The 19485-nt window shown below is 60.6% G+C and carries 17 protein-coding genes; 15 read left to right on the top strand and 2 right to left on the bottom strand.

The features are described 5' to 3' along the window. Positions 1 to 70 precede the first annotated feature (70 nt). Complete coding sequence (locus ACSQ2W_RS18005) at positions 71 to 1534, top strand: phospholipase D-like domain-containing protein (protein ID WP_436087475.1); 1464 nt, start codon at positions 71 to 73, stop codon at positions 1532 to 1534. Positions 1535 to 1552: 18 nt separating this feature from the next. Here the strand turns inward: ACSQ2W_RS18005 and ACSQ2W_RS18000 are convergent, their stop codons facing one another. After that, on the bottom strand, positions 1553 to 1885 hold the full coding sequence (locus ACSQ2W_RS18000; RefSeq protein WP_436087474.1) for a HesB/IscA family protein: 333 nt from the start codon (positions 1883 to 1885) through the stop codon (positions 1553 to 1555). A 208-nt stretch (positions 1886 to 2093) separates the two neighbouring features. On the opposite strand from ACSQ2W_RS18000, the gene ACSQ2W_RS17995 reads away from it, so the two are divergent. From ACSQ2W_RS17995 to ACSQ2W_RS17930, 14 genes are all read left to right on the top strand, one after another. Further along, on the top strand, positions 2094 to 3311 hold the full coding sequence (locus ACSQ2W_RS17995) for a deoxyguanosinetriphosphate triphosphohydrolase (protein ID WP_436087473.1): 1218 nt from the start codon (positions 2094 to 2096) through the stop codon (positions 3309 to 3311). Between the two features lie 99 nt (positions 3312 to 3410). Continuing rightward, a complete protein-coding gene (gene argS / locus ACSQ2W_RS17990; protein ID WP_436087472.1) occupies positions 3411 to 5171 on the top strand; it encodes an arginine--tRNA ligase in 1761 nt (586 codons plus the stop codon). A 63-nt stretch (positions 5172 to 5234) separates the two neighbouring features. Then, positions 5235 to 8243 (top strand): SPOR domain-containing protein, encoded by a 3009-nt coding sequence (locus ACSQ2W_RS17985; protein ID WP_436087471.1) that lies wholly within the window; start codon positions 5235 to 5237, stop codon positions 8241 to 8243. Positions 8244 to 8387: 144 nt separating this feature from the next. Beyond that, a complete protein-coding gene (nagZ, locus tag ACSQ2W_RS17980; protein ID WP_436087470.1) occupies positions 8388 to 9404 on the top strand; it encodes a beta-N-acetylhexosaminidase in 1017 nt (338 codons plus the stop codon). A gap of 50 nt (positions 9405 to 9454) precedes the next feature. After that, a complete protein-coding gene (locus ACSQ2W_RS17975; protein ID WP_436087830.1) occupies positions 9455 to 10303 on the top strand; it encodes a segregation and condensation protein A in 849 nt (282 codons plus the stop codon). Further along, positions 10296 to 11030 carry an SMC-Scp complex subunit ScpB gene (gene scpB / locus ACSQ2W_RS17970; RefSeq protein ID WP_436087469.1) on the top strand — a complete coding sequence of 245 codons (735 nt, stop codon included), beginning with the start codon at positions 10296 to 10298 and terminating at the stop codon, positions 11028 to 11030. Before ACSQ2W_RS17975 ends, scpB begins: the two co-directional genes overlap by 8 nt. Before the next feature lie 236 nt (positions 11031 to 11266). Continuing rightward, the gene (locus ACSQ2W_RS17965) at positions 11267 to 11473 is read left to right on the top strand and encodes a twin-arginine translocase TatA/TatE family subunit (RefSeq protein ID WP_436081507.1); all 207 of its coding nucleotides are present in this window, start codon (positions 11267 to 11269) and stop codon (positions 11471 to 11473) included. 71 nt (positions 11474 to 11544) lie between these two features. Then, positions 11545 to 12165, top strand: a complete 621-nt coding sequence (tatB, locus tag ACSQ2W_RS17960) for a Sec-independent protein translocase protein TatB (RefSeq protein WP_436087468.1) — start codon at positions 11545 to 11547, stop codon at positions 12163 to 12165. Further along, positions 12162 to 12980, top strand: a complete 819-nt coding sequence (gene tatC / locus ACSQ2W_RS17955; protein ID WP_436087467.1) for a twin-arginine translocase subunit TatC — start codon at positions 12162 to 12164, stop codon at positions 12978 to 12980. The genes tatB and tatC overlap by 4 nt, the downstream gene beginning before the upstream one ends. Before the next feature lie 71 nt (positions 12981 to 13051). Beyond that, a complete protein-coding gene (gene serS / locus ACSQ2W_RS17950) occupies positions 13052 to 14335 on the top strand; it encodes a serine--tRNA ligase (protein ID WP_436087466.1) in 1284 nt (427 codons plus the stop codon). 25 nt (positions 14336 to 14360) lie between these two features. Beyond that, entirely contained in the window at positions 14361 to 15131 is a 771-nt protein-coding gene (gene surE / locus ACSQ2W_RS17945) for a 5'/3'-nucleotidase SurE (RefSeq protein WP_436087465.1), read from the top strand. Beyond that, complete coding sequence (locus ACSQ2W_RS17940; RefSeq protein ID WP_436087464.1) at positions 15128 to 15781, top strand: protein-L-isoaspartate(D-aspartate) O-methyltransferase; 654 nt, start codon at positions 15128 to 15130, stop codon at positions 15779 to 15781. Before surE ends, ACSQ2W_RS17940 begins: the two co-directional genes overlap by 4 nt. 376 nt (positions 15782 to 16157) lie before the next feature. After that, positions 16158 to 16829, top strand: a complete 672-nt coding sequence (locus ACSQ2W_RS17935) for a biotin biosynthesis protein BioC (protein WP_436087463.1) — start codon at positions 16158 to 16160, stop codon at positions 16827 to 16829. 147 nt (positions 16830 to 16976) lie between these two features. Then, the gene (locus tag ACSQ2W_RS17930) at positions 16977 to 18521 is read left to right on the top strand and encodes a peptidoglycan DD-metalloendopeptidase family protein (RefSeq protein ID WP_436087462.1); all 1545 of its coding nucleotides are present in this window, start codon (positions 16977 to 16979) and stop codon (positions 18519 to 18521) included. 62 nt (positions 18522 to 18583) lie between these two features. Here ACSQ2W_RS17930 and ACSQ2W_RS17925 read toward each other — a convergent pair whose 3' ends face one another. Then, positions 18584 to 19456, bottom strand: coding sequence for an ATP-binding protein (locus ACSQ2W_RS17925; protein ID WP_436087461.1), 873 nt, complete (start codon positions 19454 to 19456; stop codon positions 18584 to 18586). Between the last annotated feature and the right edge of the window lie 29 nt (positions 19457 to 19485).

Here is a 19485-nt window from a genome sequence, read left to right as displayed (position 1 = left end):
TGGATTCTTTTGACAAATCCGGTGTGGAGCACGAATTGCTTCCTGACGTTTGCCCGCTATAGTCCGGCGGATGATCGATATGCTCACCACTTATTGGCCGCATGTTCTGGCGGTGCTGTCCGTCGTTCTTGGGGTGCCGGCGGCAATCCATGCAACGATGACCAAGGAGGAGGTGCGCTCTGCGCTTGGCTGGGTCGGCATTATCCTTTTGTCTCCGATACTCGGTGCCCTGGTCTATGCGGTCGCCGGCATCAACCGGATGCGCCGTTCGTCTATCGAACAGCAGAGATCGCAGCTCCGCGAGCGCGGTCCTGATGCCATGGGAGCGTTCGATGTTTCCAGCGCGGCAGTCTCCGAACAGTTCGGCCAGCGATTCGCCGCCATGAAGATGCTGGGCGACCGGGTCAGCCGCCATCGCCTTTGCACGGGAAACAGCATCACGATCCTTGAGGGCGGGGACACGTCCTATGCGGCGATGCTGCAGGAGATCGAAAAAGCCGGCCGTGCCATTTTGCTCGAGACCTATATTTTTGACCGCGACAGCATCGGTCTTCGTTTTGCCGATGCCCTGATCGCCGCCGCCAAACGGGGCGTCGAGGTCAGGGTTCTGATCGACGCGGTCGGCGCACGCTATTCAGTACCGAGCATCGTCGGGCATCTTGCGGAAGGCGGCGTGACGGTCAGGGTCTTCAACGGCAACATCATCATGGGACTGCGGCTGCCTTACGCCAATCTGCGCACCCATCGAAAAATCCTGATCGTGGATGGCGCTGTTGCTTTCACGGGAGGCATGAATATCAGGGCCGTGTTCACGTCGGAATTTGCCGGCGATGCGCAGGCGCGCGACACGCATTTCCGTGTTACCGGGCCCGTCGTTGCCGATCTCTTTCAGGTGGCTGCCGAGGACTGGCAGTTTGCCAGCAGCGAAGCCCTGGAGGGCGAGGCGTGGCGCATCCTGCTGCCGGCGGAGGATCATGGCCAGCCCTCGGTGCTGATGCGCACGGTGCCGTCCGGACCAGACAGGGCCAATGAATCCAACCACAAGATGATGATGGGGGCATTTTCCGTTGCCAGACGCAATATCAGCATCATGTCGCCGTATTTCCTGCCGGACAGGGAATTGATCAGCGCGCTTGTCACCGCAGCGATGCGCGGCGTCGAGGTAGATATTATCGTGCCGGCGGTCAACAATCTGGTACTGGTCGACCGGGCGATGACGGCGCAATTCGACCAGGCCCTGAAGGGCGGATGCCGCATCTGGCGGTCCACGGGCGTCTTCAACCATTCCAAGCTGATGACGATCGATGGCCGCTGGACCTATGTCGGCTCGTCGAATCTCGACCCGCGTTCGCTGCGGCTGAATTTCGAGATTGACCTGGAGGTGCTCGACGCGGGTTTTGCCGGTGCCGTCGGGCAGCGGATACAGGCGGCGTTGAAGGGTGCCCAGCCGGTGACACTGGCTGACCTCAGCGCAAAGCCCTTTTTGACCCGCCTGATCAACAAGATCTTCTGGCTCGGCTCACCCTATCTGTGAATTGAGACTGCCGCCGCTTCAGATCGAGAAACTGGTGCCGCATCCGCAGCTTGCGACTGCATTCGGATTCTTGACCTGAAAGGATTGGCCGAGCAGGTTGTCGACGAAATCGATTTCGGACCCGTTCATATAGACGAGCGACAGGCTGTCGATCAGCACCGTCGCGTCGCCCTTCTCAAGCACCAGATCGTCGGCGTCGGCGTCGCTGACCAGATCGAACTTGTAGGAAAACCCGGAGCAGCCACCGCCCTCGACGGACACACGCATGGCTTTCTTCTCCGCATCGGATTTGAGGATCACGCCGATGCGCTTTGCCGCCGAGTCCGAAAGGGTCACAGTTTCTGCTGTCATATCTACCTCCTGCCGGGGTCAAGAACCGGAGAGATTCGCTGTTTGCGCCGTTTGCGGCATTATATCGCCGGGCGGCACTCTGGTCACGCGTGCAGCAAAGCCTTGTTTTCGTTCAAGCTCAAGAGCGACCGTCACTCGGTGCTTTCCTGCAACACGCACTATAGGTATGAAGGCTTTAGTACCGCGTCAATGGGATGCAGAGTGGGAAATGACATTGGACAGACATGCGCTTGGTTTCGGCTCCGGTGAACGCGCGATTTTTGCCTCCGATCCGTGGGCTAGCAGGGGACGGCTCTACCCCGAGACAAGCAGTCCGACGCGCTCCGATTTTCAGCGCGACCGCGACCGTATCGTCCACACGACCGCCTTTCGCCGGCTGAAGCACAAGACCCAGGTCTTCATCGCTGCCGATGGCGACCATTATCGCACGCGGCTCACCCACACGATCGAGGTGGCGCAGATCGCCCGTGCCTTGGCGCGCGCGCTGAAACTGGATGAGGACCTGGCAGAAGGCGTCGCCCTTGTCCACGATTTCGGTCACACGCCGTTTGGCCATACCGGCGAAGACGCGCTGCACGAGATGCTCAAGCCCTATGGCGGCTTCGACCACAATGCGCAGTCCCTGCGGATCGTCACCAAGCTTGAACGCCGCTACGCGGAGTTCGACGGGCTCAACCTGACCTGGGAGAGCCTGGAGGGGCTCGTCAAGCACAACGGACCGCTGATCGGCAAGGACGGCGAGGGCACCCGCGGTCCCGTTCCCCAGCCAATCCTCGATTATTGCGCCCTGCATGATCTGGAACTGGCGAGTTTCGCCAGTCTGGAAGCGCAGGTGGCGGCGATCGCTGATGACATTGCCTACAATACCCACGACATCGATGACGGATTGCGATCCGGCTATCTGACCTTCGAGATGCTGGAGGAAATTCCTTTCCTTGCCGACCTGATGTGCGAGGTCGGCGGTCGCTATCCTGGCCTGGAGGCGAGCCGGTTCACTCATGAGATCATGCGCCGGCAGATCACGGCCATGGTGGAGGATGTGATCACCGTTGCGCAACAAGGTCTCAAGGACGTGCGGCCGCAAAGCGCTGCTGATATTCGCAATGCGGGCAGGGTGATCGCCACCTTTTCCGAGGCGATGTTCGCCACGGACCAGCAGATCAAGAAGATGCTGATGACGAGGATTTATCGTCATCCCGAAGTCATGCGCGTACGCGCCAATGCCGCGGCGATCGTCACTGATCTCTACCATGCCTTCATGGCCGATCCGCGTGAGATGCAGAAGCACTATTGGATCGATCAGATCGCTGGCATGGCCGAGCCGGCCAAGGCCCGGCACGTCGGCGATTATATCGCCGGCATGACCGACACCTATGCGATTGCCGTACACAAGCGCTTGTTTGACCATACCCCTGAATTGCGGTAGTCACCGCGCCGGTTGATGGCGGCGATCAGGCTGCCGCGATGCCACTGAACGATAACAACGCGGTCTCGCGGCCAAAGGCGAGCAGAGCGGATGGATGACATGAACCTTTTCACTGACTTCGAATCACGCGTTAAAAACGTTCTGGAAACGATTGATATCGTGCGTGAAAAGAGATCTGAAGTTGATTTCGGACGTGTCAGTGTAGAATCGCCGCGCGATGCCAGTCACGGCGATGTGGCGACCAACGCCGCGATGGTGCTGGCCAAGCCGCTCGGTACTAATCCGCGTGCACTCGCCGAACTGATCGTCGCCAAGCTGAAAGAGGATCCGGAAGTCGCCGACGTCTCCGTCGCAGGGCCGGGCTTCATCAACGTCAAGCTTTCGGTCGCCTATTGGCAAAAACTTCTGGCGATCATGATCGCGGATGGTACTGGTTTCGGTAAAAGCGCCGCCGGCGCCGGACGTAAGGTCAATGTCGAATACGTCTCGGCCAATCCGACCGGCCCGATGCATGTCGGCCACTGCCGCGGCGCCGTCGTCGGCGACACGCTCGCCAACCTCTTGGAGTTCACCGGTTACGAGGTGACCAAGGAATATTACGTCAACGACGCCGGCTCGCAGATCGACACGCTCGCCCGGTCCGCCTTCCTGCGGTACCGCGAGGCGCTGGGTGAAAAGATCGGCGATATCCCGGCGGGCCTCTATCCGGGTGATTACCTCGTTCCGGTCGGCCAGGCGCTGGCGGATGAATTCGGCACCAGTCTCAGGATCATGCCGGAAGACAAGTGGATGCCGCTCGTCAAGGACCGGACGATCGATGCGATGATGGTGATGATCCGTGAGGATCTTGCCGCCCTCAACGTTCATCACGATGCCTTCTTCTCCGAGCGGACGCTGCATGCCAACGGCGCCGGTCCGATCCGCAACGCGATCAACGATCTGACCTTCAAAGGCCATGTCTACAAGGGCGCGCTGCCTCCGCCGAAGGGGCAGGTGCCGGAAGACTGGGAAGATCGCGAGCAGACCTTGTTCCGTTCGACCGAGGTCGGTGACGACATCGACCGGCCGCTGATCAAGTCTGACGGCTCCTATACATACTTCGCCGCCGACGTTGCCTATTTCAAGGACAAGTTCGATCGCGGCTTCAACGAAATGATCTATGTGCTCGGCGCCGATCACGGCGGATACGTCAAGCGGCTCGAGGCGTTGGCACGCGCAGTCTCGGGCGGCACGTCCAAGCTGACGGTGCTTCTCTGCCAGCTCGTCAAGCTTTATCGCGACGGCGAGCCGGTCAAGATGTCCAAGCGTTCGGGCGATTTCGTCACGCTTCGGGATGTCGTGGAAGAGGTTGGGCGGGATTCCGTTCGGTTCATGATGATCTACCGCAAGAGTTCCGAACCGCTCGACTTCGACTTTGCCAAGGTGACGGAACAGTCGAAGGATAATCCGGTCTTTTACGTGCAGTACGCGCATGCACGGTGCATGTCGGTGTTCCGGCAGGCGGGCGAAGCGTTCCCGGGCACCGATTTCGACGCCCTCGACCTGGCGGGAGCCGTCGCAGGCAATATCACTGATTCGAATGAGCTCCAGCTCGTTGCCAAGCTCGCAGAATATCCGCGTGTCGTTGAGGCTGCGGCACTGTCTCAGGAGCCTCACAGGATCGCGTTTTACCTCTACGATCTTGCCAGCGTCTTCCACGGACACTGGAATAAAGGTAAAGAGTCTCCGGAATTACGTTTTGTTAACGATAAGAACAGAGAATTGACCATTGCCAGACTAGGACTGGTGCGTGCAGTTGCCTCCGTTTTGAAATCGGGCCTGTCTATTACAGGTACCGCTGCTCCCGACGAGATGCGATAGTAACGTCACCATTTCCCCACAAAGCACTGGCAAGAACTGGCTAGTAAGTTGTGAGTGGAGCGCATGGCAGACAAACAATTGGCACGAAGCGGGACTGCGGAATTCGACGTCTTGTCGGAAGACGATCCTTTGGCAGAACTGGCCCGTATTGTTGGCTATGACAATCGGCCCGCGGTTCAGCAGTTGCAGGAACTCGAAAGACATCGCGAGTCGGTCCGCGTTGAACCTGTGCTCGATCTGGAGGACGAACTGCTACGGGAGTTCGACGCCTACGACGCGCCGCAGGATGGAGCGATGGATGCGCCGGAGCCGGTCAGTGCCGAGGACCATATCGCTTTCGCGCCGCTTCCCGAAGAGAGCGATTTCGTTCCGGCCGCTGTCGTTGAGCCCGAGTTTGTCGCTTACGAGCCGGAAGAGCTTCTTCCGGAAGCTTCGGCCGAGGTTGCTGCGCCCACAGTAGAAAATGCACCGCTCGCTGCTGAGGAGCCTGTTCTTGCCGAGCCGGAAGCTGCAGTTGCCAGCGTGGACGAAGAACCGGTTGTCGACTGGTCTCCCGAGCCCGTCTCGCCGGAAGCCGAAAACGCCTGGTCTCTCGATCAATATAGCGAGCCGGTATTCGACGGCGCTGATCTTGAGCGCGAACTCGAATTGTCCATCGGCTACGATGCGTATCCCGTTGAAGCGCCGCAGGTTGAAACGGCTTCCGCACAGACGCAGCGTTTCGGGTCCGAATTCGACACGCTCGTTGACGCCTGGGCAGAGGAGCCAGCCGAGCAGGACGTGGCGCCTTCGCCTGCGTTTGAAGAGCCTGTTGCTCCTGCGCCGGTTGAGGACTTCCAGTTTGGTGCCGACCAGTCCGCAGAGGCGGTCGTGGAATCCGCGGCTCAGACGCAGGGCGATCTGCCCGAATGGCAGCCTGAGCCGGCATCGGCACTGAAGCCGGGCGAAGTGACTTCCGCGGCGGACGCGCATGACCTTGACGTCTTGCTGACCGATATCGAACGGTTTCCTGTTCCCGCGACGGCTGCCGTGAAACTGGCGACGTCGGCGGATGCTGCGCGAAAAATCAACTATCCCTTCACGCCGACATTCAGCCGGGCTACTCCGGTCGCCTCGAATGGCGGGGTTCTGTCGCAGAAGGCCTTCGCGACCCCGCTTCCGGCGGCGGTTGTGGCGGCGGCAGCAACGGTGACCGAAACGGCGTATCAGTCAGCCGAAACGCCCGTCGAGCCGGTGGTGACCGAAGCAGCGCCTGCTCTGAAGGCGCCTGTCGATCAGGAACCGGATTTCGATCTCGACACGTTCGAACTCGATCTTTCCGGTATCGACCTCGATATCGATCCCTCGGAATTCGAAACTGCGGCTCAAGAGACTGCCTTCGCTCCGGCTGCCGCGATTGCAGAGGAACCGGTCAGCATTGCTGCAGCCCCAGCCGCGCCGGTCGATGAAATCCCACAGGACGAAGAGCCCGAAAACGTTCTGCCCTTCGATCCCGCGATGATTGCCGAGACGGAAGAAAGCCTGACGGCGATCGCTGATCTGAACGTGCCACAATTGCCGGCCGTCGAGCAGGAGCGTCCGGTGGTCCATCAACCGGATTACGACCTCGATATAGATGCTGAAATGGCGCAGCTGTTCGGAACGCCGAGCCGTAGTGGAGTGGGCGCGAATAGAGGCGCTGACGACGAACTCGGTTTCGGTTCCGTGCCGCATTCGATTCCGCAGACGCAGTCCGTCACCGCCGGAACGCCCGCCGAGGATGATTTCGACGAGTTCGAAAAGGCCATGGAAGAGGATTTCCGGCTGTCGCTGAGCAAACGGCAGGAGGCCGATCCATCGTCGGATCGCCTGGCGGTCGGCTCCGGCTACGCGGCCAATAGCGACTTTGACGAAGAGGGCAGTGGTGCCGGCAAGCGTCGTTTGATCCTGCTTGCCGCCGCTGTTACCGGGCTGGCGATCTTCGGTGGCGTCGGCGTCTACGCGTTCATGGGCGGCAACGGTTCAGTGCTGTCCGGCGGAGAGCCGAAAATCATTCTGGCGGACAAGTCGCCGGTGAAGATCGTGCCGGTCGAAAAGGGCGGCAAGACCGTTCCCAACCAGGACAAGGCCGTCTATGACCGTGTTGCCGGTGCACAGGATGGTGCGCCGGAGCAGGGCACGCTGGTTTCCTCGACCGAAGAGCCGGTCGATGTGGTTCAGCGGACGCTGACGCCGGAGAGCCTGCCGCTCGAAGGTGCGGGCGAAGAAGTCCCGGGCCTAACGCCGGCAGATGAGGACCGCAGCGAGCGGTTGCTGCCGGATGACCAAATGGCCGAGAACACCGCCTCCGAAGAGGACAACTCGCCGGCCGTATCGCCGCGCAAGGTCCGCACCATGATCGTCAAGCCGGATGGCACGCTGGTCGCCCGCGAAGAGCCGGTTGCTCAGGCTGAGACCAAGGTTGCTGCGAACGAAACGCCCGCAAACCAGGGCGATCCACAGATCAAGATGGTCAAGACGACCGCGGTGACCCCACAGGTGGAGACCGGTTCAACGCCCAAGTCCCTGCCAGCTGCCGACCAGGCTGCCGCCGATCAAGCGGCCGCACCGGAGCAGAAGAGCGCGCTTGCTGAAGCCGCCGACACCACCGTTGAGGAAACGGCGCCGGTCCGCTCCGTCAAGACCACGGCGGTTGCTGATACCAATCCTATTCCGCAGACGCGTCCGGTCGAAGAGCAGGCGAAGGTCGAGGAGAAGACGAAGGTCGTCGACACCTTCAAGACCGAGCCGACCCAGCAGGCGCAGCCGGCAGCCGAAGCCAAACCGGTTGAAACGGCCTCCGTCGCGCCCGGCACCTATGTGATCCAGATCGCGTCGCTACCATCGGAAGCCGAAGCGCAAAGGTCCTACAAAACGCTTTCCGGCAAGTTCGGCAGCGTCATCGGCGGCAAGGGCGTCGATATCAAGAAGGCCGAGATCGCGGGCAAGGGGACCTATTTCCGGGTGCGCATTCCCGCCGGGTCCAAGCAAGAGGCGAATGCGCTCTGCGCAAGTTACAAGAGCGCTGGCGGCAACTGCCTTGTGACGAAATAATCCGGCCAAACAAGGAAGTCACAAAAAGGCGCGGCGAAACGGCCGCGCCTTTTTGTCATCAAGCGGAGTCGTTTGCTGTGAATGACGGGATTTAAAGGAAAGATCGACATTCGCCTTTGCTCCAGCAGCCTCTATCATCGCCCAATGACCGAATCAAAAGCATTCATTTCGGGCTGCAACGGCCTGACGATCACGCCTGAGGAAAAGGCCTTCTTTGCCGGAGAGCGGCCGTGGGGCTTCATCCTTTTTGGGCGCAATATCGGCGAGCCCGAGCAGATTTCCGATCTGACTGCGTCGTTGCGCGATAGCATCGGCAATCCCGACGCACCGGTGCTGATCGACCAGGAAGGCGGCCGCGTCCAGCGCATTCGTCCACCGATCGTTCCGCAATATCCGAATGGTGCCGCGATCGGCGCAATCTATCGCCGCGACCGTGAGAAGGGCCTTCGCGCCGCGTGGCTGATGTCGCGGCTGCATGCCTTCGACCTGATGCGCTTCGGTATCACGGTCGATTGCCTGCCGGTGCTGGACGTGCCGATAGAAGGCAGCAACGATGTGATCGGCAACCGCGCCTATGGCTACGATGCGCAGGCCGTGGCCGAGATCGGTGCTGCGGCCGCCGCCGGCCTCAAGGCGGGCGGCATGTTGCCGGTCATGAAGCATATGCCGGGTCATGGACGGGCCTTCGTCGATTCCCACCACAAGCTGCCGGTCGTCGAGGCGGCGTTTGATGACCTCGCCAACAGCGATTTCCTGCCCTTTGCCGCGATGAAGAACGAGCTGATGGCGATGTCGGCGCATATCGTTTTCACGGCGATCGATCCGGAAAACCCGGCGACGACCTCCGCCAAAGTGGTGCGCGATGTCATTCGCGGCCATATCGGTTTCGATGGCCTGCTGATGTCGGATGACGTTTCGATGAATGCGCTGGCAGGCGATATAGAGACGCGGGCGCGTGGCATTGTGGCCGCCGGGCTTGATCTGGTGTTGCATTGCCACGGCATTATGGATGAAATGGTTCAGGTGGCGCGTGTCGTGCCGGTGATATCCGGTGAGACGCTCAGGCGCGCGAAGGCGGTGGAAGCCGGGTTCGCAAAGCCGGACGCATCGGACGAAACCGCATTGCGGGACGAGTTCAACGGCATGCTAGCCATCGCGTAAGGGAAAAAACGGCAACAAGAGGCAGGACAATCGTGAGCAACGCCGGCGACATGCAGAGGAAACCGGCGGCCAAGGCCCCGATGGACCCGCTGTGGCAGGACGATGCGTCGGATCGTGGCTTGCACGAGGAAGAGCTCGTCGTCGATATCGCCGGCTTTGAAGGCCCGCTCGATCTTCTCTTGCATCTGGCGCGCAACCAGCGTGTCGATCTTTCCCGCATTTCGGTGCTGGCGCTTGCCGAGCAGTATATCGCTTTCATCGAGCGCGCCCGCAGTATTCGGCTTGAGCTCGCCGCCGACTATCTCGTCATGGCGGCCTGGCTTGCCTTCCTCAAGTCGCGCCTGCTCATTCCGCAGCAGGCCAAGGACGAGGGGCCATCGGGCGAGGAGATGGCCACGGCTCTGGCGTTCCGCCTGAAGCGGCTGGAGGCGATGCGCGAGGCGGCGACTCGCCTGGTCAACCGCAACCGGCTTGGCCGTGACGTGTTCGCACGCGGCGCGCCGGAGCATATTCCGGTCGAAAAGAAATCCGCTTTCGAGGCATCGCTCTACGATCTGTTGAGTGCCTACGCGTCACTGCGCCAGCGCGAGGCGGTGATGCAGGTGACGATCGAGAAGCGGCAGGTCTGGTCGCTCGCCGATGCCCGCCTGGTCCTTGCCCGGCTGATCGGCGACATGGTCGACTGGACGGCACTCGACCACTTTCTGTTGCGCTACATGACGAGCCCGAAGGAAAGGGCGACGGCCATTGCCAGTTCCTTTGCCGCATCGCTCGAAATGGTGCGGGAAGGCCGGCTTGAAATTCGCCAAGACGGCGCGTTCTCGCCGATCTATCTCCGCCAGGGGCCGAACAAGCTGACGGCCGAGGCGCTGGCCGAAATGGAGGCGGGGCGTGATTGACCCGCAAAAGAAGTTACCGGGCGTGATCGAAGAACAGGACGAAGCGACCAGCACGGAAATCCTGCTTGATCCGCGGATCGAACTGGAAGCGGAACGCATCGCCGAAGCGCTTGTCTTTGCGTCCGCCCAGCCGGTGTCGGAGAGCTACATCGCGCAGCGTCTGCCGCGGGGAGCAAATGTTCCGCGCATCATGATGCGGTTGAAGTCCATCTATGCCGAGCGCGGTGTCAATCTCGTACAGGTGGCCGATCACTGGGCGTTCCGCACGGCAGCCGACCTCTCTTTCGTCGTTCAGACGGATGAGAACGAGGTGCGAAAACTGTCGCGGGCGGCGCTCGAAGTGCTGGCGATCATCGCCTACCACCAACCGGTGACCCGGGCCGAGATCGAGGATATCCGCGGCGTGCAGACGTCGAAGGGGACGCTGGACGTACTGATGGAAGCGGGCTGGATCCGGTTCCGGGGCCGCCGTCGCACGCCAGGCCGGCCGGTGACCTTCGGCACGACCCGGGATTTTCTCGACCATTTCGGCCTCGAGGAACTGCGCGACCTGCCCGGTCTCGAAGAATTGAAGGGCGCGGGCCTTCTCTCCGGCCGCATCCCCTCGGGCTTCCAGATTCCGGTTCCTCTTGGCGAGGACGGAATTGGCGAGGACGAGGATCCGATCACGCAGCTTGATCTCGAAGAGCTTGGCCTTTTGGCGCCGAGCGGCGGGGACGGGGAATAGAAAGCCGGCGTCTCGAGACCGTATTCACCTTGCCCTATGGTCGCGTCCGGACCCCGGTTCCACCGGCGGCTGCGCTCGAATAAGCTGATAATCGGGCGGATGGGCGTATCTCTGCCGAACTCTTGGTGTAAGCATTGCGTGGCGTGCTGCTTTCCGTTAACGAGCGGATATATGCCGTTTGAAAAAGATGGTTGGACATCTTAGAACGGGGCACAGGCTTCAAGGGAGTTAAGGATATGGGTTCCTTTAGTATCTGGCATTGGCTGATCGTTCTGGTCGTAATACTGCTGCTGTTTGGCCGCGGCAAGATCCCGGAACTGATGGGCGACGTTGCCAAGGGCATCAAGAGCTTCAAGAAGGGTATGACCGAAGACGACACGGCCGCGGCCGACAAGGGCGTCGATGCCAAGACGGTCGAACACAAATCCGACGAAGTCCGCTGATCATGCATTCGGTCGGGGCCTGGCCGTGACGGCAGGCCTTGCCGCCTTTCGGTGTTGTGGAGTCGTTGAGAATGCTTGATGTCGGCTGGACCGAGCTCGTCGTTATCGCCATCGTTCTGATCATCGTGGTGGGTCCGAAGGACCTGCCGCCGATGCTGCGCACGTTCGGCAAGATGATGACGAAGATGCGCGGCATGGCGAACGATTTCCGCCAGCAGTTCGATGAAGCGCTGAAGGAAGCCGACCTCGACGATGTTCGCAGGACGCTGAGCGATGCACAGAAGCTCAACCCGGCGCATAGCCTGCGCGAGGCGATGAACCCGCTTCGCCAGATGGGCAACGAAATCAAGGCCGATCTGCAGAAGGCGACGGCCGTCGAGACGACGCCGGCGGATGATGCGGCGGCGGCGCCCGCCGAAGTTCCGGCAGAAGCAGTCGTTCCGCAGGAACAGCCGAAAGCCGCCCCTGTTGCCGCCGCGGTCGTCGCGGCTGCCATGCCCGTGGACCGCGCGGCTGCTATCTCCGCGCCCGTTGAAGAGCCGAAGGCGAAGCGTGTTTCCAAGCCGAAGGCGGCTGCAGTCGGAGCCGCGGTTTCGGCGCCGGCGAAGGCAGCCGGAAAAAAGGCAAAAACGGTGGCCGCCAAGCTGGAAGTGCGTAAGGCCGCTGCGACCAAGAAAAAAGGTGACGCATGAGCGGCGATATCGAAGACAAGCCCCAGCCGCTGATGGAGCATCTGATCGAGCTGCGTTCGCGGCTGATCTGGGCGGTCGGCGCTTTTTTTGCGGCTTTCCTTGTTTGCTTCTACTTCGCCAAGGGCCTGTTCGATGTCCTCGTTCAGCCGTTCAAATGGGCGGTTCAATGGGCAGGGCTTGATCATCGCAATGTTGAGCTGATCTACACGGCGCCGCAGGAGTTCTTCTTCACGCAGATCAAGGTCGCGATGTTTAGCGCCCTGGTGATCTCCTTTCCCGTCATCGCCTCGCAGGTCTACAGGTTCGTCGCGCCGGGCCTATACAAGAACGAGCGCGCGGCTTTCCTGCCGTTTTTGGTCGCTTCGCCGATCCTCTTCCTGCTGGGAGGCGCGCTCGTCTATTTCTTCTTTACGCCTATGGTGATGTGGTTCTTCCTGGCGATGGAACAGCCCGGCGGCGAGGGGGAAGTATCGATCCAGCTGCTGCCCAAGGTTTCCGAATATTTGAGCCTGATCATGTCGCTGATCTTTGCGTTTGGCTTGGTGTTCCAACTGCCTGTGATCACAACGCTTTTGGCGCGCGTCGGTTTCGTTACCTCGCAGGGCCTGAAGGAAAAGCGCAAATACGCAATCGTCATCGCCTTCATCGCGGCCGCAATTCTGACCCCACCGGACCCGGTTTCCCAGATCGGCCTTGCTCTCCCGGCCATCCTTCTCTACGAGATTTCGATCTATACGGCCCGACTCGTCGAGCGGCAACGGACACGCGACGCGCAAGCGCGCGAGGACGCCGAGGCGAAGGAAAACGCCGGCTGACACGGGGCTTCGTGTCAGCGCTTGGTGTTCGGGTCCCACTTTCGACACGACCGATCAGGACCTGAACGAACATGCTTGATATCAAATGGATTAGGGACAATGCGGAAGCGCTCGACGCGGCGCTTGAAAAGCGCGGGGCCGAGCCTCTGTCGGCTACGCTGATCTTGCTCGATGAAAAGCGCCGCTCCCTCGTTCAGTCGCTGCAGGACATGCAGTCGCGCCGAAACGCCGCCTCCAAGGAAATCGGCGCGGCAATGGCTCAAAAGAATGGCGAGCTTGCCGAGCGGTTGAAGGCGGAAGTGGCCGAGCTCAAGACCACCATGCCGGCGCTCGAGGAGGAAAACCGTCAGACGGATGCCGAGCTTGCCGACGCCCTGTCGCGTATTCCCAACATTCCATTGGATGATGTGCCGGTCGGTAGCGACGAGCATGGTAACGTCGTCAAGCACAGCCACGGCCAGAAGCCGGGCTGGAATCACCAGCCGAAAGAACATTTCGAAATCGGCGAAGCACTTGGCTGGATGGATTTTGAAGGGGCCGCAAAGATCGCCGGTTCGCGCTTCACCATCGTCAAGGGCCAACTGGCGCGGCTCGAGCGGGCGCTCGGCCAGTTCATGCTCGACCTGCATACGGGCGAGCATGGTTATCTGGAAGTCCAGCCGCCGCTGATGACGCGTGACGACGCGATGTACGGTACCGGCCAGCTTCCGAAATTCGCCGAGGACCTGTTCAAGACGACCGACGGCCGCTGGCTGATTCCGACTGCCGAGGTGCCGCTGACCAACATGGTGCGCGAGCAGATCCTCGAAAGCGACGTATTGCCATTGCGCTTCACGGCGCTGACGCCCTGTTTCCGTTCGGAAGCAGGGTCCGCCGGTCGCGATACGCGCGGCATGCTGCGCCAGCACCAGTTCAACAAGGTGGAGCTCGTGTCGATCACCGATGCGGACAGCTCGATCGACGAACACGAGCGCATGACCGCCTGTGCGGAAGAGGTGCTGAGGCGCCTTGGGCTGCACTACCGCGTCATGACGCTCTGCACCGGTGACATGGGCTTTGGTGCACGCAAGACCTACGACCTTGAAGTCTGGCTGCCTGGGCAGGACACGTATCGCGAAATATCGTCCTGCTCGGTCTGTGGCGATTTCCAGGGCCGGCGCATGAATGCGCGCTACCGGACGAAGGACGACAAAGCCCTGAAATTCGTCCATACGCTGAACGGCTCGGGCACGGCCGTCGGCCGCGCACTTATCGCCGTCATCGAAAACTATCTGAATGAAGACGGATCGGTAACCATCCCGAACGTATTGTTGCCCTATATGGGCGGCCTGACCAAGATCGAAAAGGCCGGTTGAGCCGCGTCCTGCGGCAGGGGTAGAGATGCGAATTCTGCTGACAAATGACGATGGCATTCACGCCGAGGGCCTCGCCGTTCTCGAACGGATTGCCCGGACGATCTCTGACGATGTCTGGATCGTCGCGCCGGAAACGGATCAGAGCGGTCTTGCCCATTCGCTGACGCTGTCGGAGCCCTTGCGTTTGCGGCAGGTATCCGAAAAGCACTTCGCGCTTCGCGGCACGCCGACCGATTGCGTCATCATGGCTGTGCGCAAGGTGCTGGATTTCAAACCGGACCTCGTCCTTTCGGGTGTCAATGTCGGCGCCAACATGGCGGATGACGTGACGTACTCCGGCACGATTGCCGGTGCAATCGAAGGCACACTTCAGGGCATTCGGTCCTTTGCCCTCAGCCAAGCCTATCGGCATGCAGACGGCGGGCTCGTTCCCTGGGATGTGGTCGAAACCCATGCGCCTGATCTTTTGCGAAAGCTGATGCAACTCGACCTGCCGGACGGCACATTCCTTAATCTCAATTTCCCGAACTGCGCCGCAACCGCAATCACCGGTACCGAGGTCACCTCGCAGGGCAAGCTCGATTTCGGCCTGACCATCGACGAGCGCTCCGATGGCCGCGGCCACCCTTATTTCTGGCTTCGGTTCGGCGAGCGCTTCGGCGACTTCCGGGCGGGAACGGATATTCATGCCATTCGCGAGCACAAGATATCGGTGACGCCGCTGAAGCTCGATCTCACGGATTATACAGTGCAGGACCGTGTTGCGCGTGCATTGCTCGACGGAGACGCCGATTGAGCCCGCGAGTCGTTGAGCAGGAAGGTTTTGCAGCCCTGGTGCTGCGCCTGCGTGCGGAGGGGATTTCCAACAAGGAATTGCTCAACGCTGTCGAGCAGACACCGCGCACGCTGTTTGTGCCGCCTCAGTTTCAGGACAATGCCTATTCTTCGCGGCTCGTGCCACTCGACTGCGGTTCCTTCATGGAAGGCTTCGACTTTGCTGTCCGGCTCCTTCACCACCTCAACCTCAAGCCTGGCCAACGCATTCTGGAAGTTGGCACGGGCAGCGGCTTCACCGCCGGGGTGATGGGCCGGATCGCAGAGCGGGTATTGACCATCGATCGTTACAAGACGCTCGTGACCGGCGCCCAGAAGAACCTCGAAAAGGCCGGTATCCGCAATGTCATCGTTCGCCAGGGGGATGGCAGCATTGGGCCTGCCGGGGAGGGCACCTTCGATCGCATTCTGGTCACCGCCGCGTTCTCCAGTCTGCCGCGCGTCTTTTCCGATCACCTCGTCTCCGGTGGCATTCTCATCGTACCGATCATGATGAGCGAAACCGAATGCCGGATCGTCCGGCTGACCCGCACAGGCAGCCGGTTCGACCGCGAGGATCTGTTTGAAGCGCCTTATCTTCCGATCGTTCCGCAACTCGCCTCTTTTCTCTAGGCGCCATGCCGGACGAGATTTAACGAACATGCGGTCTGTGTAGGATTAAGGCTGTCGTAAAGTGCAACAGCCTTGCCGCATCCTTGATCTCGGCTGCGGCACCGGGCTTATCGCGGCGATGCTGGCCGCGCCCCGGCACGCAGTGATTCCATCATTTGTTGCTGCGCTGCAGCATGGGACGAAAGCGCGCTTTTCACGCCACGCCAATTTACATTGCATAATCAGATCGTTAATTTTTCATTAACGATGGTCAGCCTCGCGCAAGTTTCGGAGCCTAACCGAAGTCTGCGCACGAAAAGTCATACCTTTGAGCTGACCCGGACTTGATGCGTGTTTGTCAGTTCCATTTCAGGCGTCACAACGCAGGAGACGGCAGATGCAGATCGCAAACAGATTGACCTCGGCAGGCACTGGCGATGGCCTGAGCAATCTTGCCGGCCGCGCCGCGGCGCAGGGGACTTCGGGCAACCGCGAAGAGGGCAACGCGATCTCGTCGCTGACCGGCGGTTACGATCCGTCCTCGCGAGTTTCGCTCTCCGCAGAGGCACTGCTGTTTCTCGGCCGCACGAAGCGTGTGCAGGAAAAATACCCGGCCCTGACGAAGGACGAGTGGAGCAACAAGCTTTCACCGCAGCTCGCCGCGCGCGAATACCAGGCCTTCGGAAAATACAGCGAAACCGGCGATCACAAGGCCTATTACCGCGCCTTCATCGAGTATTACGACAATCTTCGTCCGGAGGATCAGAACAGTCTTCGTTATTTCGGCACGCGCGACGCAGCGATCGCCGGAGCACGGTCGGTGGAATATAGCGACGAGAGTGGCATCGACAGCGATGCGACCTTTCAAACGCTTGTCAGTGTGCTGCTCGAAACTGACAAGGCTCAATCCGAGCTGGCAACATCGGGGGACGCAGGCGGAATGATCACGGGAGACATGTTCGGCTGGGATACCGGCACGATCAGCTACGAGGATGTCTCGCAGACCCGCGGCGCTCTTTCCGAGATCGAGAAGTTTTACCAGGAAAACTTTCAAAGCCTGCCGGATTAGCCGACGGCCGATATCTTCGGTGCCTGCCGCTGATCATGGTTATCAATTCATCAAAAACCATCGTCCAAGCCGCCGGTTTTAACCGCGCGGTAACTCTAATGCGCTTTAATCACCCTACACTGAGTTGTGTCCAAGTGGGTAAGCGTCATGCGTATTAGAGTTTCGTCGAGTGCAGGAAAGTCCGTCGTTCGCCTTGTTGCGGCGGTGTTGCTGGCAAGCGCCGCAACAGGTTGCAGTTCGGATGCAACCCGTTTTGGCGGGCTCTTCTCCAAGTCCGATAATTTCACGACGAACTCGATCGCCGGCAGCAATGTTCCGATCCCGCGCAGCGACGTCCAGGGCGGCGGTATGGCCGTTGTGCCGGCGGTCGCAGGCGACAGTCGTGATCAGGCCATGAACCAGCCGTTCCCGGATCCGGTCAATACCGCAACGACACCGGTTTCCCGCGCCAGGGAAGCGTCGACGCCGATCAATGTCGAGCGTGTCGCACTTGCCGATCCGGCTGCGAAAGCGCGCGATACGTCGCTGGCCCAGTCTTTCCCGGCTGTCCGCGAAACCGCGAAGGCTGAGCAGAAGGTCAAGGCTGATCCGATTACCACCAGTTCGGCGAAGGGCGGTTGGTCGACGGCGAATGCCCCGGCGGTGCTTCTGCGTCAGGGCGATACCATCGCGACATTGTCCAAGCGGTTTGGCGTTCCGGAAAAAGAGATTCTGAAGGCGAATGGCCTGAAGTCCTCGTCGGATGCGGAGCCAGGTCAGCGCATTCTGATCCCGACCTTCGGCGTTGCCGGAAGTGCGGCGAAAGCGGCTGCTTCGGATGCCGCTGCAAGTCTCGACGTCGACAAGCAGAAGAATATCCCGCTGCAGCCTGACAGTCGCGATGTTGCAATTCTCCCGGGTCAGTCGCAGTCTCGCGAAAAGGGGACGAACCGCACCGATATGGCGGCAGGCAAGCAGCCGGTGGCAGGCGAAGGCGGCAAGGGCGGAACCTACACCGTCAAGGCGGGCGATTCCCTGAACCGGATTGCCAAGGCGAACGGCGTCTCCGTCGAGGAACTGCGCAAGGCGAATGGCTTGACCACGGCGGCGATCCGTATCGGCCAGACCTTGAAGGTTCCGGGTGCCAACATGTCGGCTCCGGACCAGCTGGTCACCGCGTCGGTCCCCGGCAAGAAGCTCGACGCCAAGCCGGACGCAAAGCTTGCCAAGGTCGAAGAGGCAAAGCCTGCGCAGTACACACCGCCGGTCGCCAAGGAATCTGTCACGGAAGTCGCGTCCAAGGATGACGGCTCTGATTCCTCGCCGAAGGCAACGGGTATCAGCAAGTACCGCTGGCCGGTTCGCGGTCAGGTCATCGCCGGCTATGGTGCCAATGTCGAAGGCAACCGCAACGATGGCATCAATATCTCGGTTCCGGAAGGTACTCCTATCAAGGCGGCGGAAAACGGCGTGGTCATCTACTCCGGCAGCAGCCTGAAGGAACTGGGCAACGCCGTTCTGGTGCGTCACGACGACGGTACGGTGACCGTTTACGGCAACGCGTCGGAACTGAAGGTGCAGCGCGGCCAGAAGATCCAGCGCGGCCAGACGCTGGCAGCGTCCGGCATGAGCGGCACGGCAACCCAGCCGCAGGTGCACTTCGAGGTGCGCAAGAACGCCAGCGCCGTCAACCCGGCCACGTTCCTGGAATAGTCGCTTCGCCGGCCAGACAAATCAGCGAAGAAAAGCCCCGCAACGGGGCTTTTCTTTTGCCCTCAGACCAGGTCGATCTTTCTCTTCAAGCGGCCGGCCAGATCCTGGATGAACTGCCAGGCAACGCGGCCGGAACGGGCGCCGCGCGTGGTGCTCCATTCCAGCGCCTCGGCGTGCAGCTTCGCAGGATCGCTTTCCAGACCGAAATACGCTGCATAGCTGTCGATCATCGCCAGATAGTCTTCCTGGCTGCATTTGTAGAAACCGAGCCAAAGACCGAAACGATCGGACAGCGAAACTTTTTCCTCGACGGCCTCCGACGGGTTGATTGCGGTCGACTGCTCGTTTTCCATCATATCGCGCGGCAGGAGATGCCGGCGATTGGATGTTGCATAGAGCAGCACATTGGCCGGACGGCCCTCGATACCACCGTCCAGCACCGCTTTCAACGATTTGTAGGACGTATCGTCGTGGTCGAAGGAAAGGTCGTCGCAAAACACGATGACCGGAACCGGCGCCGATTTGAGGATGTCCATCAAGATCGGTAGCGTCGAGATGTCTTCGCGATGCACCTCGACCAGCTTCAGGCGAATGCCGGCATCCCGCGCCACACTTGCATGAACCGCCTTGACGAGCGAAGACTTGCCCATCCCTCGGGCGCCCCACAGCAGCACGTTGTTCGCCGGAAACCCTTCTGCAAATCTCATCGTGTTGTCGAACAGGATATCGCGGACATGATCGACGCCGCGGATCAGCGTGAGATCGACCCGGTTCGGCTTGCCGACGGGCTGGAGATGCAGCCGTTGCGGAGCCCAGACAAAACACTCCGCCGCGTCCCAGTCGTTGACGGCAGGTGCGGGGCCGGCAATCCGCTCGATGGCTGCCGAAAGCTTTTGCATTTCGGTGATCAGAAGGTTGATTTTCGTATCCTGCATCAAAAAGCCCCTGAAACGTGACACCAGAT

This window comes from Pararhizobium sp. LjRoot255 (assembly GCF_964252905.1).
GTDB lineage: Bacteria > Pseudomonadota > Alphaproteobacteria > Rhizobiales > Rhizobiaceae > Pararhizobium.
This window is presented reverse-complemented; position numbering and strand designations above follow the sequence as displayed.

Bases quoted from the DNA above. Each gene is read 5' to 3' on its own strand.
- ACSQ2W_RS17975 (WP_436087830.1), top strand. From the start codon at position 9,455: ATGCAGAGGAAACCGGCGGCCAAGGCCCCGATGGACCCGCTGTGGCAG.
- surE (WP_436087465.1), top strand. From the start codon at position 14,361: ATGCGAATTCTGCTGACAAATGACGATGGCATTCACGCCGAGGGCCTC.
- ACSQ2W_RS17935 (WP_436087463.1), top strand. From the start codon at position 16,158: ATGCAGATCGCAAACAGATTGACCTCGGCAGGCACTGGCGATGGCCTG.
- ACSQ2W_RS17925 (WP_436087461.1), bottom strand. From the start codon at position 19,456: ATGCAGGATACGAAAATCAACCTTCTGATCACCGAAATGCAAAAGCTT.
- ACSQ2W_RS17985 (WP_436087471.1), top strand. From the start codon at position 5,235: ATGGCAGACAAACAATTGGCACGAAGCGGGACTGCGGAATTCGACGTC.
- nagZ (WP_436087470.1), top strand. From the start codon at position 8,388: ATGACCGAATCAAAAGCATTCATTTCGGGCTGCAACGGCCTGACGATC.
- ACSQ2W_RS18005 (WP_436087475.1), top strand. From the start codon at position 71: ATGATCGATATGCTCACCACTTATTGGCCGCATGTTCTGGCGGTGCTG.
- serS (WP_436087466.1), top strand. From the start codon at position 13,052: ATGCTTGATATCAAATGGATTAGGGACAATGCGGAAGCGCTCGACGCG.
- tatB (WP_436087468.1), top strand. From the start codon at position 11,545: ATGCTTGATGTCGGCTGGACCGAGCTCGTCGTTATCGCCATCGTTCTG.
- ACSQ2W_RS18000 (WP_436087474.1), bottom strand. From the start codon at position 1,885: ATGACAGCAGAAACTGTGACCCTTTCGGACTCGGCGGCAAAGCGCATC.
- ACSQ2W_RS17930 (WP_436087462.1), top strand. From the start codon at position 16,977: ATGCGTATTAGAGTTTCGTCGAGTGCAGGAAAGTCCGTCGTTCGCCTT.
- argS (WP_436087472.1), top strand. From the start codon at position 3,411: ATGAACCTTTTCACTGACTTCGAATCACGCGTTAAAAACGTTCTGGAA.
- tatC (WP_436087467.1), top strand. From the start codon at position 12,162: ATGAGCGGCGATATCGAAGACAAGCCCCAGCCGCTGATGGAGCATCTG.
- ACSQ2W_RS17995 (WP_436087473.1), top strand. From the start codon at position 2,094: ATGACATTGGACAGACATGCGCTTGGTTTCGGCTCCGGTGAACGCGCG.
- ACSQ2W_RS17965 (WP_436081507.1), top strand. From the start codon at position 11,267: ATGGGTTCCTTTAGTATCTGGCATTGGCTGATCGTTCTGGTCGTAATA.